The organism is Pseudomonas taeanensis MS-3, assembly GCF_000498575.2.
Lineage (GTDB): Bacteria > Pseudomonadota > Gammaproteobacteria > Pseudomonadales > Pseudomonadaceae > Aquipseudomonas > Aquipseudomonas taeanensis.
In genome coordinates this window covers 1042806-1058349 of record NZ_AWSQ01000001.1, presented here as the reverse complement: position 1 = coordinate 1058349, position 15544 = coordinate 1042806, and the positions used below count along the sequence as shown (strand labels likewise).

Annotated in this window: 11 protein-coding genes; 4 read left to right on the top strand and 7 right to left on the bottom strand. The window is 61.7% G+C overall.

Annotated elements, in window-relative coordinates; genetic code table 11:
- Positions 1-187: 187 nt before the first annotated feature.
- Positions 188-937 (top strand): substrate-binding periplasmic protein, encoded by a 750-nt coding sequence (locus TMS3_RS04550; RefSeq protein WP_025164069.1) that lies wholly within the window; start codon positions 188-190, stop codon positions 935-937.
- Between the two features lie 797 nt (positions 938-1734).
- Here the strand turns inward: TMS3_RS04550 and TMS3_RS04545 are convergent.
- From TMS3_RS04545 to hslO, 4 genes are all read right to left on the bottom strand, one after another.
- On the bottom strand, positions 1735-2337 hold the full coding sequence (locus TMS3_RS04545) for a nitroreductase family protein (RefSeq protein WP_025164068.1): 603 nt from the start codon (positions 2335-2337) through the stop codon (positions 1735-1737).
- Positions 2338-2508: 171 nt separating this feature from the next.
- The gene (locus TMS3_RS04540) at positions 2509-4464 is read right to left on the bottom strand and encodes a RecQ family ATP-dependent DNA helicase (RefSeq protein ID WP_025164067.1); all 1956 of its coding nucleotides are present in this window, start codon (positions 4462-4464) and stop codon (positions 2509-2511) included.
- 233 nt (positions 4465-4697) lie between these two features.
- The gene (locus TMS3_RS04535; protein WP_025164066.1) at positions 4698-6239 is read right to left on the bottom strand and encodes a phosphoenolpyruvate carboxykinase; all 1542 of its coding nucleotides are present in this window, start codon (positions 6237-6239) and stop codon (positions 4698-4700) included.
- A gap of 160 nt (positions 6240-6399) precedes the next feature.
- On the bottom strand, positions 6400-7287 hold the full coding sequence (gene hslO, locus TMS3_RS04530; protein ID WP_025164065.1) for an Hsp33 family molecular chaperone HslO: 888 nt from the start codon (positions 7285-7287) through the stop codon (positions 6400-6402).
- A gap of 229 nt (positions 7288-7516) precedes the next feature.
- On the opposite strand from hslO, the gene TMS3_RS04525 reads away from it, so the two are divergent.
- A complete protein-coding gene (locus TMS3_RS04525) occupies positions 7517-8311 on the top strand; it encodes a phosphatase PAP2 family protein (protein WP_025164064.1) in 795 nt (264 codons plus the stop codon).
- Positions 8312-8334: 23 nt separating this feature from the next.
- Here the strand turns inward: TMS3_RS04525 and TMS3_RS04520 are convergent, their stop codons facing one another.
- Positions 8335-8727, bottom strand: coding sequence for an RNA-binding S4 domain-containing protein (locus TMS3_RS04520; RefSeq protein ID WP_025164063.1), 393 nt, complete (start codon positions 8725-8727; stop codon positions 8335-8337).
- 125 nt (positions 8728-8852) lie between these two features.
- Between TMS3_RS04520 and rimB the strand changes: the two genes are divergently transcribed.
- On the top strand, positions 8853-9323 hold the full coding sequence (gene rimB / locus TMS3_RS04515) for a retropepsin-like aspartic endopeptidase RimB (protein WP_025164062.1): 471 nt from the start codon (positions 8853-8855) through the stop codon (positions 9321-9323).
- On the top strand, positions 9320-10225 hold the full coding sequence (rimK, locus tag TMS3_RS04510) for a 30S ribosomal protein S6--L-glutamate ligase (protein WP_025164061.1): 906 nt from the start codon (positions 9320-9322) through the stop codon (positions 10223-10225). Before rimB ends, rimK begins: the two co-directional genes overlap by 4 nt.
- 55 nt (positions 10226-10280) lie before the next feature.
- Here the strand turns inward: rimK and TMS3_RS04505 are convergent, their stop codons facing one another.
- Together TMS3_RS04505 and TMS3_RS04500 are read right to left on the bottom strand one after the other, a co-directional pair.
- Positions 10281-13505 (bottom strand): sensor domain-containing protein, encoded by a 3225-nt coding sequence (locus TMS3_RS04505; RefSeq protein WP_235576606.1) that lies wholly within the window; start codon positions 13503-13505, stop codon positions 10281-10283.
- Positions 13506-14188: 683 nt separating this feature from the next.
- Positions 14189-15502, bottom strand: coding sequence for an ATP-binding protein (locus TMS3_RS04500; RefSeq protein ID WP_025164060.1), 1314 nt, complete (start codon positions 15500-15502; stop codon positions 14189-14191).
- Positions 15503-15544 lie beyond the last annotated feature (42 nt).

Sequence of the window (15544 nt, the reverse complement as noted above, 5' to 3'; positions counted from 1 at the left end):
CCCCACATGGCACCACTACATTCGGCATTTACCGACCGCCAGCAGCGCTTGTACCTGGGCTGCAGAAAAAAGCCGCAACAGCCACCACCGTAGGCTTTACCCCAACCCAGCTCGCTACTAGCCTTGTTCTAGCCAATTACCATCGAGTTCCATGCCCGTGAAGGCTTTTCTAGCAGTGTTAGTCGGCATGTTATTAAGCGCCTCGAGCTGGGCCTTCACGCTATGCATCGAAGACATCGATTATCCACCCTTCACGCTCAGCAACGAACGCGACGAACAAACAGGACTACTAATCGAGATGGTGCAACTGGCGGTGGCCGAGAACGATGATGCCATCATGGTTCTGCGCTACCCGTGGAAGCGCTGTATCGACAAGCTGCGCAAGGGTCAAGTCGACGCACTGCTGGCCGCCATTTGGTCACCCGAGCGCGATGCCTGGGGCGCGTTTCCAAAATATCCCGACCAGCCCTTGACCGCCCCCGACCGCCGCTTGCGTTTGTGGAGCGAAGAATACCGGGTGTTCGTTCCGCTCCAGGGCACGCTGCGCTACGACGGGGAGCATTTCACTGGCCTGCAAACCGGCATCGGTGCGCCTCCCGGCTACGTCGTCTGGCAACGCCTGAAAGATGCCGGCGCACTGAACGGCAGCGTGCTGCAGCCCAAGGCGGGTCTGCGCCTGGTGGCCTTGAACCGGCTGGATGGCTACATCGCCGAATACAACATCGGCCTGCATCAACTCCAGGCCCTGGGCATCAGCGAGCAAGTCACCCTTCTGCCGCAGGTCTACCATGCCGATGACGCTTACCTGGTGTTCTCCCATCAGTTTCAGCGCGCGCAGCCACAGCTGACCCAGGCGATCTGGCAATCGCTGGGCAAGATCCGCCGCCAGCACGGCAAACGGCTGCTGGCCAAGTACCGCAGCACGCAGAAACCATAGGGCTGATTTATTGCCCGGCATCCTCCCAGATAAAGGCCACCCCCTTCTTCACTCATCCGCCGTGAAACCTGGTGATCTGCACCGCTAGGCAGCCTCGCGGCCCGAGCATTGCAGCCGTGCTGACTGAATCGTTATTCAGACTCAGTCCAAGCGAGCCTCACTTTATTGCGAATTGCACTAATCCACCCACAGCGCTGGGTGTATCTTGAAGTCAAGGACAGTAGCGGGGAGGACATTAGCCAATGGTGATGAGGAGTACTGCGAATCTTCCATTCAGCACCCGCGTCATACTGCACGCTGGCGAAATCGCTAAGACTCAGGATGTACGTGTAACCCCGGAGCAGATGACTAAGGCCGTGGATGCCGGCCAACAGCGTGTGAACACGCAAGACCGCGTAAATTACGCGTAGCCGCAGCAGGCGTAAGGAAAAATCGTACACAGCGAAACCAGTTGAACACCTTCCTGGCCATGCGTCAGGACAGCCATCGTGCTGATCAAGACCCGTTTGAACTGAATAGCTGGGCGAACCGACGCCGCACCTTGGAATAGACCAAGCGGCTAGCAACCTCGATCAGGTGCAGTTACCAGGCACCGCCCGGTTACGGCCGAGACGACCACTGGCAATTACCAGCGTCGCCTCGGCACCAACCACCTTCCTAGACGCCCTGAACTCAAACCCCTTCACTGCCCAATGGCAGTGCACCTTTGTGCGCGGCAACAGCACTCTGCAACCGCTCAGCGCTAGAACGCAAAAAGGCGTGCCAATGGCACGCCCCTGATGACTTGCATGACTCGCTTAGAAACGGTCGCGAATCACCACTTCGTCAAACGGCAATTTGCCGATACGTGGTTTCGGCTCCACGGCACGCTTGCCCACCGCGACCATCAAGCCGATGACGTAATTCTCCGGCAGGTTGATCAACTTGGCCACGGCGTCGAAGTCGAAGCCATCCATCGGACAAGAATCGAGGCCCTTACCGCGCGCGGCGAGCATCAGGGTTTGCGCCTTGAGGCCGCAGCTGCGCATGGTCTCATCGCGCTGCACCTGCGGTTTGCCACGGTAGTAGGCGTCGATGGCACCGGCCATGTAGCGCTGCACTTCCTCCGGTGCGCCCTGCCAGACGCGGCCGACATTCTTTTCCCAGCTGTCGAGCTGAGCGCACACCACCACCAGCATCGAGGCCTCGGTGACCTGGGCCTGTCCCCACGCGACTTCACGGATCTGCTCGCGCAGCGCCGGGTCGCTGACTTCGACGAAGCGCACGTGCTGCAGATTGAAGGCCGAGGGGGCGAGCAATGCCAGTTGCAGCAGTTCGTCCTTCTCCTCACGGCTGAGGCTGAAGGTCGGTTCATAGCCTTTGACGGCGCGGCGACTGCGTATGGCTTCTTCGATATGCATGATGACTCCTGAGAATGCGTGGCCGGTAAGATGCCGCGCATGCTAAGTAGCCGTTCGCGCTAATACCATGCGTCTTTGCCAATGAAACATATCGACAGAATCGATTTATCCACCGCACGCACCGATGAACCCGCCGTAGCACTCCGCGGTTCAGCCCAGAGCACCGCGGTGCTAAAGCCCGCCCTGCAATCGGGCTGTACACCATTGGCGAACATCGGCATAGGGGTAGAGGTCCAGCGCGGCGAAGCCCTTTATGTTGCGCGCCTTGAGCTTGGTGAACAGCGGTACGCTGATGCCGCAAAGAAACCGGGTCAGGCATTCGGCACTCGGTGCGCGGCCTTTCAGCTCAGCATGCCGCTCGATAAAACTCCCGCACAAGACGTGCAGGTCCTGCTCGGCCAACGCCGGCAGTGGCGCTGGCGACGGCAGGTGAGCGACCTGTCCGTGGCACACCGAACAGTGACCGCAGCGCTGCGGGGCCTGTTCATCACCGAAGTAGGCCGCCAGGCGCTGGCTCAAGCACTGTCGACTGGCGAACAGCTCGAGCATGGCGTGGATGCGGGCAATCTCACTGCATTCCTGTTGTTTGAAGTAGCCGTGTAGCTCGGCGCTGAGAAGCTCGGGGTCGAAACCGCCATCGAGCAGTGCATAGACCTCGGTCATCTGCTTGCTTTCCAACTCGATCCAGCCTTGCTCCTGAAAATAGTCCAGCGCCTTGACCACCCGGCCGCGCTCAGCCTGATGCTGCTGGTAGAGCGTGTCGAAATCCACGGTGCACCAGGTGCGTGCGCGGCTAGAGGTGCTGACCACGGCCTCGACGAACTGACGGCGCTCGCCCTCGAACCTGGCCAGCAAAGCCTCGGGCTCGCACAAGTATTTGAAGCGATATTCGGCGAAGTAGGCGTAGCGCGGAGCGATGATGCCGCGCAACTCCAGCTGCACCAGCAGGGTTTTCAGCGGCAGCTGGCGGATATTGCTCTGCTCGCTCAGGGCGTTAAGCATCAGTTCCCACTCACCGCCGCCGTGCTGATCAGGAGCAGCGGCAGCTAACAGCTCGCCAAGCACGCAGCGAATGCCACCCTGCTCCGGCGTATCGCCGTAGACGAAGTTTTCCAGCACGTTGAGGCTGTCGCGGTTGGCCAGCACCAGGCAGTCGGACGGCTGACCGTCGCGCCCGGCACGGCCGATTTCCTGGCTGTAGTTCTCGACGGATTTCGGCAGATCGAAATGCACCACGTTGCGGATGTCGCTCTTGTCGATGCCCATGCCGAAGGCAATGGTGGCGACGATGCAATTGAGCTGGCCGCCCATGAACTGGCGCTGGATTGCCTCGCGCTGCTCATGGGCCATGCCGGCGTGGTAGGCATTGGCGGGAATAGCGTGCTGGCTCAGGTGCTCGGCGACCTGCTCGGCGGTCTTCTGCTGGGTGACGTAGACGATGCTCGGCTGCCCGGCCTTGGTGGACAACCACTCGACCAGGCGACGCTGCTTGTCACGACCGCCGACCGGCTCGACCAGCAGGTTGAGGTTGGCCCGGTAGAAGCCGGTGGTGACCACATCCGCCGCGGCGATGGCGAACTTGCTCTGCATATCGGCGATCACCGGCGGCGTCGCGGTGGCGGTAAGCAGCAACACCTGGGGAATGCCGAACTGACGCTGATAGTCGGGAAGCTTGAGGTAGTCCGGACGGAAGTTGTGGCCCCACTCGGAGATACAGTGCGCTTCGTCCACCACCAGCAGGGAAATCGGCACCTGGCCGATGAAGTTGCGAAAACGCTCGTTCTTCAGCCGCTCCACCGAAATCATCAGAATTTTCAACTCGCCGGACTTGGCCTTGGCCATAGTGATACTGGCTTGCTCGCGGCTTTGCGCCGAGTCGATGCTGGCAGCGCTGATGCCGCGCTTATGCAGAAAGGCCAGCTGATCCTGCATCAACGCCAGCAAGGGCGAAACCACCAGGGTCAAGTGCGGCAGATGCAGCGCCGCCAGCTGATAGCACAGCGACTTGCCCGAGCCCGTGGGAAAGATCGCCGCCGCCGAGCGCCCGGCCAATACCGCACTGATTGCCGCTTCCTGGCCGGGGCGGAACTGCTGATAGCCGAAGACACGATCGAGGGTGCTGTACATAGGGTGTCACTCCGTTGACCGCAGGGTCGGTGACCTTAGCGCGGCGGTGTGGGCGAAGCCAGAGCGGCTGGCACGCCAATGGCTTGCGTGGGAGCGGCCTTGGCCACGATGGCGGCACTTAGCGCCTGCCCTTCCGTCCGCTGGAGCCCGATCGTCGGCGCGGAGCCGGTAGCGGTACAGGGCAAAATAAAAAAGCCGCCCGGAGGCGGCTTTCTCGATCAACCCGACGCGGCTTAGAGCTGCGGGCCGGCGTCGCGAATGGCATCCGACACATCGAACTTCTTGAAGTTTTCGATGAACTGCTGGGCCAGGCCTTTGGCGGCTTCGTCGTAGGCGTTCTGGTCTGCCCAGGTATTACGCGGGTTGAGCAGGCTGGTTTCGACGCCCGGTACCGAAGTCGGCACACTGAGGTTGATGATCGGCAGCTGCTCGGTTTCGGTACCGATCAGCGCGCCGCTCTGGATCGCGGCAATCACGCCACGGGTAGTCGGGATGTTGAAACGCTTGCCGACACCGTAGCCACCGCCGGTCCAGCCGGTATTGACCAGATAGACCTTGGAGCCGAAACCCTGGATACGCTTGATCAGCAGCTCGGCGTATTCGCCCGCCGGACGCGGGAAAAACGGTGCGCCGAAGCAGGTGGAGAAGGTCGACTTGATGCCGCCGCCCGAACCCATTTCGGTGGAGCCGACCAGTGCGGTGTAGCCGGACAGGAAGTGGTAGGCCGCCTGCTCTTCGTTGAGGATCGACACTGGCGGCAATACGCCGGTCAGGTCGCAGGTCAGGAAGATCACCGCGTTCGGCTCACCACCGAGGTTACGCTCGGAACGCTTCTCGACGTGACTCAGCGGGTAAGCGGCGCGGCTGTTCTGGGTCAGGCTGTCGTCGGCGTAATCGGCGACGCGATTGCCATTGAGCACCACGTTTTCCAGCACGGCGCCGAAGCGGATGGCCTTCCAGATCACCGGTTCGTTCTTCTCAGACAGGTCGATGCACTTGGCATAGCAACCGCCTTCGATGTTGAACACGCTACCGACACCCCAGCCATGCTCGTCGTCGCCGATCAGGTAACGGCTCTCGTCGGCGGACAAGGTGGTCTTGCCAGTGCCGGACAGGCCGAAGAACAGGGTGACGTCGCCGTCTTCGCCGATGTTGGCGGCGCAGTGCATCGGCAGCACGTCGGCGTCCGGCAACAGGAAGTTCTGCACCGAGAACATGGCTTTCTTCATCTCACCGGCGTAGCGCATGCCGGCGATCAGGACCTTCCTGGCGGCGAAGTTGATGATCACACAGCCATCGGAGTTGGTGCCATCACGCTCGGGCACACACTCGAAGTTGGCCACGTTGAGCACTTGCCACTCGGCTTTGGCGCCCTGGTTGTACTGCTCCGGCTCGATGAACAGGCAACGGCCGAACAGGTTCTGCCAGGCGGTAGCGGTGGTCATCTTGACCGGCAGGTAGTGCGCCTCGGCAGCACCTACATGGACATACGAAACGAAGCTGTCCTGAGCATCGGAGAAGGCCTGTACACGATCCCACAGGGCATCGAACTTGTCGGCTGGGAACGGACGGTTGATCGGGCCCCAGGCAATTTTCGCCTCACTGCTCGGCTCCTGAACGATAAACCGGTCGGCCGGCGAGCGCCCCGTGCGATGACCGGTACGCACGACCAGTGCGCCGCTGGCGGCCAGCTCGCCTTCGCCACGACGGAGGGCTTCTTCGACCAGTTGAGCGGCGCTGATGTCGGTATACACGGCGGTATTGGCTTGCGTCATGTGGGTCCCCGTCGGCCCAGCGGCCGAGTCTTCCAAACGTTTTGTAGTAAAAGCCAGAGCACTACTACAGCGAAAAAAGTGCGCCGGATTATGCCAGAAAAGCCGGCTGCGGGTGCAGCCTCTGATCAGACCAACCCGCCGCAGACTGCGTCAATTAGCCTCAGTGGCGGGTATCTGAGGGGGTATCGCTGCCACCTCCGGCGAACAGCTGGCCGACATCGGCGGCATCGAAGGCGTAGCGTTGATTGCAAAACTGGCAATCGATCACCACGCTGCCGGCGTGTTCGCTCAGCAGCAGCTCGGCATCGGCCTGGCCTAAACTGACCAGCGCCTTGGCCGAACGTTCACGCGAGCAACTGCAGCGAAATTGCAGCGCGCGCGGCTCGAACAGGCGCAGCGGTTCTTCATGATAGAGGCGATGCAGCAGGGTCTCATTATCCAGGCCGAGCAACTCTTCGGTCTTCAGGGTGTCCGCCAGAGTCACCACGTGCTGCCAGCTGGCCTCACGCTCCTCGGCCTCTTTCAGTCGATCGGCCGGCAATTGTTGCAACAACAGGCCACGGGCGCGCTGACCATCGGCGCCGAGCCAGAAACGCGTGGGCAACTGCTCGGAGGTAGCGAAATAGTTGCTTAGACAATCGGCCAAGGTTGGCCCCGCCAGCTCGACGATGCCTTGATAGCGCTGGCCGTGCTTGGGATCGATGGTCATCGCCAGCACGCCGTCCGGCATCAACTCGGTCAGGCCGGCGTCGGCCTCGACCTGCTCAGCCTGGTAGCGGGCAATACCGCGCAGCTCGCCAGCGCTGGAGCACTCGACCATCAACAGCGGCACCGCGCCCGAGGAGCGCGCCTGCAACACCAGCAGGCCCTCGAATTTCAGCGTGCCCAGCAACAAGGAAGCGGCCGCCAGCATCTCGCCAAGCAACTGCGCGACCGGCTGCGGGTAGGGATGCTTGGCCAGGACGTGACGGTAACTGTCGGTCAAGCCAACCAGCTCACCACGGACATCGGTGTCATCGAACAAGAAACGTTGGGAAAAATCAGGCATGCCGAATTCGCAGAATATGACCAGGCCAGCGATTTTAGGCGCAAACGCCGCACCGACCAAGCGCCTCTTATCTATCAGACCTACGAGCCTCCTCCTATCGATTCGTGCGTCAGATCACACCCAGGGCGGCAATGGAGCAGATCGGCACTTGGCAACAGGGGGGCCGCCTCCCTAAAATCCGCGCCGCCCAGGAAGGCGATCACTTAGATATGACCAGGTACCTGCACCCATGAGCACCTCTTTCTTGAATACCGAATGGCGCGTGCGCCCACTGCTGGCCTGCCATATCGTCGCCCTCCTGCTGTTGCTCAGCTGGCTGTGGCAACCGACCCGCGAACTGTGGGATCAGTTCGACCTGCTGCTGTTTCGCCTGCTCAACCAGCCCGTGCTTGAAGGCGGCTGGTGGGCACGAGTCTGGGCCATCGGCAGCATGCGTCCAGTGGATATGGCCGTCGGACTGGTGATGCTGGCCGTCATGCTCAAAGCCGAGCTGGTCTTCACCGGCGCTCAAGTCCGCCGCGCACTGTTCGCGTTTCTCTGCATCCTGATATTGATGCTGCTGTTGCGCGTCGGATTCGCCCACCTGGTCGAAGGACTTGACTGGCAACGACCCAGCCCCTCGTTGGTCGTCGATGGCGCCGCACGGCTTACCGAACTGTTCCCTCATTGGGAGGATCGCTGGGACATGAAAGACAGTGCCAGCCGCAGCTTTCCGGGCGATCACGCCTCGGTATTACTGCTCTGGGCATTGTTCATGGGATTCTCTGCGCGCGGCTGGCGGATGCTCATGGTCTGGGCCATGGCCACCCTGTTCATGCTGCCACGCCTGGTTGCAGGTGCGCACTGGGGCTCGGACGCCTTGGTAGGAGGCCTGCTGCTCAGCCTGCTGGCAATCGCCTGGGGCAGTTTTACACCGTTCGCCTTCAGGGCCAGCGATTGGCTGGAGCGCGCGTCCTCGCCGCTGACCCGACAACTGGCGCGCCTGCCACTGCTAGACCGTATCAGTGTCATTCGTGGCTATTAAAATCACGAGCTGCTGACCACGGCTCAGTCATCGCTGCGAAACTGATGGATCTGCCGACGCTGCTTCTTGGTCGGTCGGCCATCGGTCTGCACGCCCAACGCACCGGCCTTACGCAGCGCTGCAGCCTGCTCGCGGCGCACGATGCTCTCGGCGGTCTCGCTATACAGCGCCTGAGCCTGTGGCGCGCCACGACGCACGACCGAGAGTTCTTGAATCACCACCATGCGCTCATCGAAGCCCGTACGAATCAGTAATTCATCACCAACCTTGGGCTCCTTGCTCGGCTTGCAGCGCTCGCCACGGCAATGCACCTTGCCGCCCTCGATCGCCGCCTTGGCCAGGGCGCGAGTCTTGAAAAAGCGTGCGGCCCACAACCACTTATCCAGGCGGACCTTATCGTCGTCTTTATCGCTCATGAATGCTCCTGACTGCAGATGAGTACCCCATGATAAAGCCGCTGCCGCAAAGCGCACGTCCGACGAGCGGATGCGCTTTCCATGAGGGCCAACTAGAATGTCCGCAATAGCCTAGGGGTTCTGCCTTGAAGACGTTCGACCATCTCTCAGTGATTGGCCTACGTGAATGGATTGCCCTGACCGAGTGGGGTGTGACGGGCTTGCGCGCGAAGATAGACACCGGGGCCAGCACCTCGACCCTGCACGCCAGCGACATCGTCCAGTTCGACCGCGACGGCAAGCCCTGGGTACGTTTCACCGCACATCTCGGCACCCTGATGCAATTGCGCCATCGTCATTGCGAAGCACCCCTGGTGGCGGTCAAGGCCATCAGAAGCTCCACCGGTCATGTGCAGACCCGCTACGTGATCCGCACCCACCTGGCGCTCGGCGACCGCACCTGGCCAGTGGATTTCACCCTGACCTGCCGCAAAGCCATGCGCTACCGAGTACTACTCGGCGCCAAAGCCCTGGTTGACGGCCAACTGGTGGTCAATCCGGCCCTTGCCTACGTGCAAGACACCCCAACGCTCTCAGAGACCTCAGGAAAACCATGAAAATTGCCGTGCTGTCGCGCAACCCGCGCCTATATTCCACAAGCCGCCTGGTTGAAGCCGGCCAGGAGCGCGGCCATGAGATGGTGGTCATCGACACCCTGCGCGCTTACATGAACATCGCCAGCCACAAGCCGCAGATCCACTATCGCGGCGAGCCGCTGGAAGGCTTCGACGCGGTAATTCCGCGCATCGGCGCCTCGGTCACATTCTACGGCTGCGCGGTGCTACGCCAGTTCGAGATGATGGGGGTGTTTCCACTCAACGAGTCGGTGGCAATCAGCCGCTCGCGTGACAAGCTGCGCTCACTACAGCTGCTCTCGCGGCGTGGGGTTGGCCTGCCGGTGACCGGCTTCGCCCACTCACCGGACGATATTCCCGACCTGATCCAGATGGTCAACGGCGCCCCCTTGATCATCAAGTTGCTGGAGGGTACCCAAGGCATCGGCGTGGTGATGTGCGAAACGCAACAGGCAGCCGAGTCGGTGATCGAGGCGTTCATGGGCCTTGAGCAGAACATCATGGTGCAGGAGTACATCAAGGAGGCCGGCGGGGCAGACATTCGCTGCTTCGTGATCGGCGACAAGGTGATCGCGGCAATCAAGCGTCAGGCCAAACCCGGGGAATTTCGCTCCAATCTGCACCGAGGCGGCAGCGCGAGCCTGATCAAGATCACCCCGGAAGAGCGCATGACGGCGATCCGTGCGGCCAAGATCATGGGCCTCAGTGTTGCCGGCGTCGACATCCTGCGCTCCAACCACGGTCCACTGGTGATGGAAGTGAACTCCTCCCCAGGCCTGGGCGGCATTGAAAACACCACCGGCAAGGACGTCGCCGGCCTGGTGATCCAGTATCTGGAGAAGAACGTCAGTCCGCACCGCACGCGCACCAAGGGCCAGGGCTGAACAGGAGGGCGCGTGGAGCCTGAATATCGATGACGGCCCCGCAGGCTTGCCCGGACTACAGCTGTACGGGATCGATTACATCCGACGCCCACAATCTATGCGCCTTCATCCACTCAAGGAATTCGGCCTCAGCCAGAGGTCGACTGAAATAATAGCCCTGCCCCAGAGAGCAGCCATGCTGACGGAGTATTTCCAGCTGGGCATGGCTCTCGATACCCTCGGCAATGCACTGCAAACCCAGATTACGGGCGATCACCAGGATGGTTTGCACCAGCATCAGACCGTTGCTATCGCCGGCCATATCCTGAGTGAAGCTGCGATCGATTTTCAGGCGATCCAGCGGCAGACGCTTGAGGTAGGTCAACGAGGAATAACCCGTGCCGAAGTCATCGATGGCGAAATGCACGCCGAGAGCTCGTAAGGCCTGCATATTGGCGATGCACTGGTCGACATCTTCGAGCAGCACGCCTTCGGTGATTTCCAGCTCCAGCGCGTTGGCCGGTAAGCGGTGACGCTGCAGGCAGGCACTGATGCGCTCGACACACCCGACCTGACGCAACTCGCGCGGGCTGAGGTTGACTGCCACCACCAATTGCGGCCAGCTCGGCAACCAGCGCGCCAGTGCATCACACGCCTGCTCCAGCACCCAGTTGCCGAGCTCCTGGATCAACCCGGTTTCTTCGGCCAGCGCAATGAATTGCCCGGGCATGATCTCGCCGTGTTCCGGGTGCTGCCAACGCACCAATACCTCAACGCCGGCGACTCGTCCGCAAGCCAGCTCCAGCTGCGGCTGGAACACCAGGTGCATTTGGCCGCGCCGCATGGCCTGACGCAACTCGTTTTGCAGCTGCAGGCGCTGGTCGATCGAGACCTGCATGGCCGGGGCAAAAAAGTGCAGATCGTTGCGCCCGGCGTGCTTGGCCCGGTACATGGCGGTATCCGCCTGCTTCAACACGTCGGCGGCGACCTGACTGCCGAGCGGGTGCAAAGCGATGCCAATACTGGCGCTGATCGACAACTCATGACCGTCGATCCAGTAGCTGCCACTGAGACTCTTCAACAGTTTTCTGGCAGTCAAGGCGGCATATTCGGCAGCCAGCTCAGGGTCACTGTCGAGCGCCTCGAGCAGCACCACGAATTCATCGCCGCCCATCCGTGCCAAGGTGTCTTCGGCACGTAAGCTGCCCGCCAAACGGGCCGTAACTTCGCACAACAGGTCATCGCCGATCAGATGACCAAGGCTGTCGTTGACCGTCTTGAAGTGGTCCAGATCGATAAATAGCAGCGCGCCCAAGCAGCCTTCGCGCCACTCGCGATCCATCGCGTGTTGCAAGCGGTCGAGCAGCAGACGGCGGTTGGGCAGGCCGGTCAGCTCATCGCTGAAGGCCAGGCGCTCGATCTCACGCTGATAGCGCTGACGCTCGGAGATGTCGGTGACGCTGCCACGAATCAGCACCTGTTCGCCCGGCATGCGCACCAGACGGACCTCGCAGGAAATCTGCCGTCCCGCGCTGTCACGGTGCAGCCAGTCGAACACCGGCGCCTCACCGGCAATCGCGGCATCCAGGTAAACCTTGCCAAGCTCCGCCGAGGCTTGACCATCGACCTGCTTCGGCGGGCTCAAATCGAATGGGACCTTGCCCAGCAGTTCCTCGCGGGTATAACGAAACAGTCGTTGGGCGTTCTCGTTAACGTCGACCATGCCGCCGTGCGGGGTGAACAGCATGATCGCTTCCGGGGCGTGCTCGACAATGGTGCGGTAACGCGCCTCGGCCTCCTGGCGAGCGCTGATGTCTTCGACCAGCAACAGAAACATGCTCACCCGGCCATTGGCATGCCGCACCGCGCGCAAGTTCAGGCGGGTATAGACAAACGAGCCATCCGGACGCAGGAAGCGCTTGTCCAGCTCATAGCCTTCGCGCGCACCACTGAGTACCTCATCCAGCAACTTTTGCTCAACGACCAGATCCTCCGACGGAGAAAGACTCGCCCAACGGGTGGCCATCAACTGCTTGCGCGAGCGCCCAAGAATACTGCACAGCTTGAAGTTGACTTCTTCCCAGGCGTGATCCGGAGTGGTCAGCGCCATACCGATCAGCGGCGCCTCGAAGAACAGACGCAGACGCTCATCGCGCTCATGCAGTTGCTGCTCGGCGCGCTTACGCGCGCTGATATCCTGAATTGCCCCGTACACGCGTACCAATTGGCCGTCATCGCGGTCGGCCAGACCATTGATGCGCACCCAACGATTCTTGCCCTTGGCGGTCAGCAGGCGGACTTCGATATCGAACTGCTCGAGTCCGTCGAGCAGCTGCTGCAAGGTGTTCTCCGCCAACACCCGGCCATTGCCATCCAGGTAATCCAGCGCCCGCTCGAAGGATGGCGCCCCCGCATAGGGGTCCAACTCGTAAATGCGGAAGCAGCCTGCACTCCAGTACATGCTGGAGTCGGCCAGAGTTAGCACCCAACCGCCCAGATCGGCGATGTCCTCGGTCTGGCTGAACAGATAACTCTGCAGCAACTGTTCTTCACGCTGCACCGCCACTTCCTCAGCCAGTTGCTCACGTTCGGTCACATCATGCTGCAGCGAGATGAAATGGCTGATGCCTTGTGCGTCATACATCGGCGCCAGAATCAACTCGTTCCAGAACAACCGACCGTCCTTGCGGTAGTTGCGCAGCACCACCTGACACGCCGTACCCTCGCTCATGGCCCGACGCAAGTGCGTCAACCCCTGCTGCTGGTCATCGTCCCCCAGCAAGAAGCGGTCATTGCTACCGAGGCTCTCCTCACGGCTGTAGCCGGTGATTCGCTCGAAAGAAGGGTTGCAGTAGATCAACGGAAGATCGGCCTGGCGCGCATCGGCAATAGTCACCCCCAGCGGGCTGGCGTCCAGAGCCTGGTTGGCCAGCGCCAACTGCTGGCGTATCTGCGTACTCTGTGCCAGAGCCATACGTAGATCGCTCAGGCTACGACCGCCCAACAGGGATGCGAACATGAACAGCAGCACACTCAGGTGCAGCTCCAGGCGCTGCGGATCGAACCAGGTCACGGCGGCATCGACCCCGCGCAGTAACGGCAGGGCCAGCAGCATCAAGACGCTCAAGATCGCCCCAGACAAAGCGCCAGGCAAGCCCCAGAGCAGCGTCAGACCAAGCATCAATAAGCCCAGCAGCGGAAAGTTCAGGCTCAGGGACAGCAGGCCAAGCAACCACGGCAGGACCAACAGCAACATCAGCAGTAACGGCCAGGGCGGCAGCTGTTTCAGGATCGCCGGCACCTGTTCGAGGCCTTCGCCCCCCCCCCCCCCGCACCCAGCCCCGCCGACGTAGCCAGGGACTCAGGTAGGTCAGCAGCGGTGTGGCAATCACCAGCGCGGTCAGGCTATCGGCCAGCCACAGAGCCGCACTGGCCGCAACCACATCGCCCGTGGCCAGATGACCGCTAAACCACAGGTTAGCCTGCAGCCCCAGACTCACCAGCAGCGCTGGCAGCAACACACCGAGCAGCATGAAGCGCAGTAGGTGGGCGACATCTGGCAAGGCCACATCGAAAACGCGACGCCGCAACAAGAGCCAGGCCAGACCGACGCCGAGCGTTTCCGGCAACGCATACACCGGGGCCCAGCGCCAGTCCAGGCCCCACAGCGGGATACTCAGCAGGGCATTGAGGTAAAGCGCTGGCAGTATCCGTGGTCCCCACCACAAACCGAGCACCAGACCCAGGGCAAACGGCACGTACCAGATCGCCGTCCCGTCAGCGAACTGAGTTGCCAAGGAAAGCCACGTGGCCAGATGGAACAACGGCAGCGGCAGCCACCACGTCCAGTTCGGCAGTCGGTCGGAAACGGTAGGCATGCTGACCTCATGTCATTACGCTGAGTCAGCATAGTTCAGCGTAATGACATGAGCTCAGATCGGCAGACTCACTGCATCTAACCAGGTGCGACAGTGTTCGCTGCCGTCACGCCGCGTCACGCGGCAGCAGCAGCCCCAGCGGTAGGCAGACCCGCGCCTCCAGGCCACCACCGGAGCGGTTGCGCAACTCGACACTGCCGCCGTGCAAGGCCGCGATGCGCTTGACGATGGCCAGACCCAAACCCGCCCCCTGTCCGCCCCGCGCGCGGTCACCGCGAATGAAGGGGTTGAAGAGAGTGTCCAGCTCCGTCGGCTCGATGCCGGCCCCGCGATCAAGCACGCTGAGCACCAGGTAGGGCGCGCCGTGATCGCCGGAGATGTAGACGGCCACCTCGACGGCATTGCCACCGTAGCGCAGGGCGTTTTCGATCAGGTTGACCAGCAGGCGCTTGATCGACACCCGCCGCAGTGGAAACCTCGGCACCGCTTCCAGGCATAGACGCACCTGCTCACGCTGCTGGTTATAGGGTGCCACCACTTCGCGAATCAGTTCGAGTAGGTCGATATCTTCGAGGGGCTCGTCGCGACCGTCGCGGATAAAGGCGAGAAACTGATCGAGAATCGCGTCCATGTCCTCGATGTCACGCACCATGTCCTCGGTAAGCTCGGAGTCGTTGGTCAAGAATTCCATGGACAAACGCAAACGTGTCAGCGGCGTGCGCAGATCATGGGACACCCCGGCCAGCATCAGCTCACGCTCGCGAGCGGCTTGCTCGACGTCCTCGGCCATCTGGTTGAAGGCGCGATACACCTCGGCCATCTCGCTCGGTGTATCGCTGACCGGCAGCCGTACGCTACGGCCCTTACCAATCTGCCGGGCAGCGAAGACCAGGCGCTTCAACGGCGCGCTCAGCTGTCGGACGAAAATCCACGCGGCCGCGGTGGACAGCAGACCGATGCCGAGGAACCAACCCAGCACGCTCCAGATTCGCTGGCCGCGCAAAGGATGCGGGTAGAGCGGCAAGCGCAGCCAGTCATTACCCAGGTTCGGCGCGCGCACCCAGAGCGCAGGCGGACTTTTCGCCCGTACCCGCACCTCGGTCTCGGGCCCGAGTTCAGCCTGCATCTGCCGCTCGAAAATCTCACTGTACGGCCAATGCTGCTCGCTGGCCGGCACCTTGGCCAAGGACACCCGCTTCAAGCCGGCCGCCTCGGCGATCTGCTCGCGGCTCTGCGGCTCGGCCGCCCAGTAAGCGCGCAGGGTCAACGCCGCACCATGGCTGTATTGGCGGTCGACCAGTACATCCTCGTTCATCATCAGATAAACCAGAGTCAGTGCCTTGGAGAACAGCACCACAATCAACACCAGCCAGAGCGTGCGGGCGAAGAAGCTCTGCGGGAACCACAGCGGGGTTTTCATTCGAGCAACACAGATCCTGTAGGAGCCAGCTTGCTGGCGATA

Coding starts and splice junctions, on each gene's coding strand:
- TMS3_RS04550 (WP_025164069.1), top strand. CDS start 188: ATGTTATTAAGCGCCTCGAGCTGGGCCTTCACGCTATGCATCGAAGAC.
- TMS3_RS04545 (WP_025164068.1), bottom strand. CDS start 2,337: ATGCATATCGAAGAAGCCATACGCAGTCGCCGCGCCGTCAAAGGCTAT.
- TMS3_RS04540 (WP_025164067.1), bottom strand. CDS start 4,464: ATGTACAGCACCCTCGATCGTGTCTTCGGCTATCAGCAGTTCCGCCCC.
- TMS3_RS04535 (WP_025164066.1), bottom strand. CDS start 6,239: ATGACGCAAGCCAATACCGCCGTGTATACCGACATCAGCGCCGCTCAA.
- hslO (WP_025164065.1), bottom strand. CDS start 7,287: ATGCCTGATTTTTCCCAACGTTTCTTGTTCGATGACACCGATGTCCGT.
- TMS3_RS04525 (WP_025164064.1), top strand. CDS start 7,517: ATGAGCACCTCTTTCTTGAATACCGAATGGCGCGTGCGCCCACTGCTG.
- TMS3_RS04520 (WP_025164063.1), bottom strand. CDS start 8,727: ATGAGCGATAAAGACGACGATAAGGTCCGCCTGGATAAGTGGTTGTGG.
- rimK (WP_025164061.1), top strand. CDS start 9,320: ATGAAAATTGCCGTGCTGTCGCGCAACCCGCGCCTATATTCCACAAGC.
- TMS3_RS04500 (WP_025164060.1), bottom strand. CDS start 15,502: ATGAAAACCCCGCTGTGGTTCCCGCAGAGCTTCTTCGCCCGCACGCTC.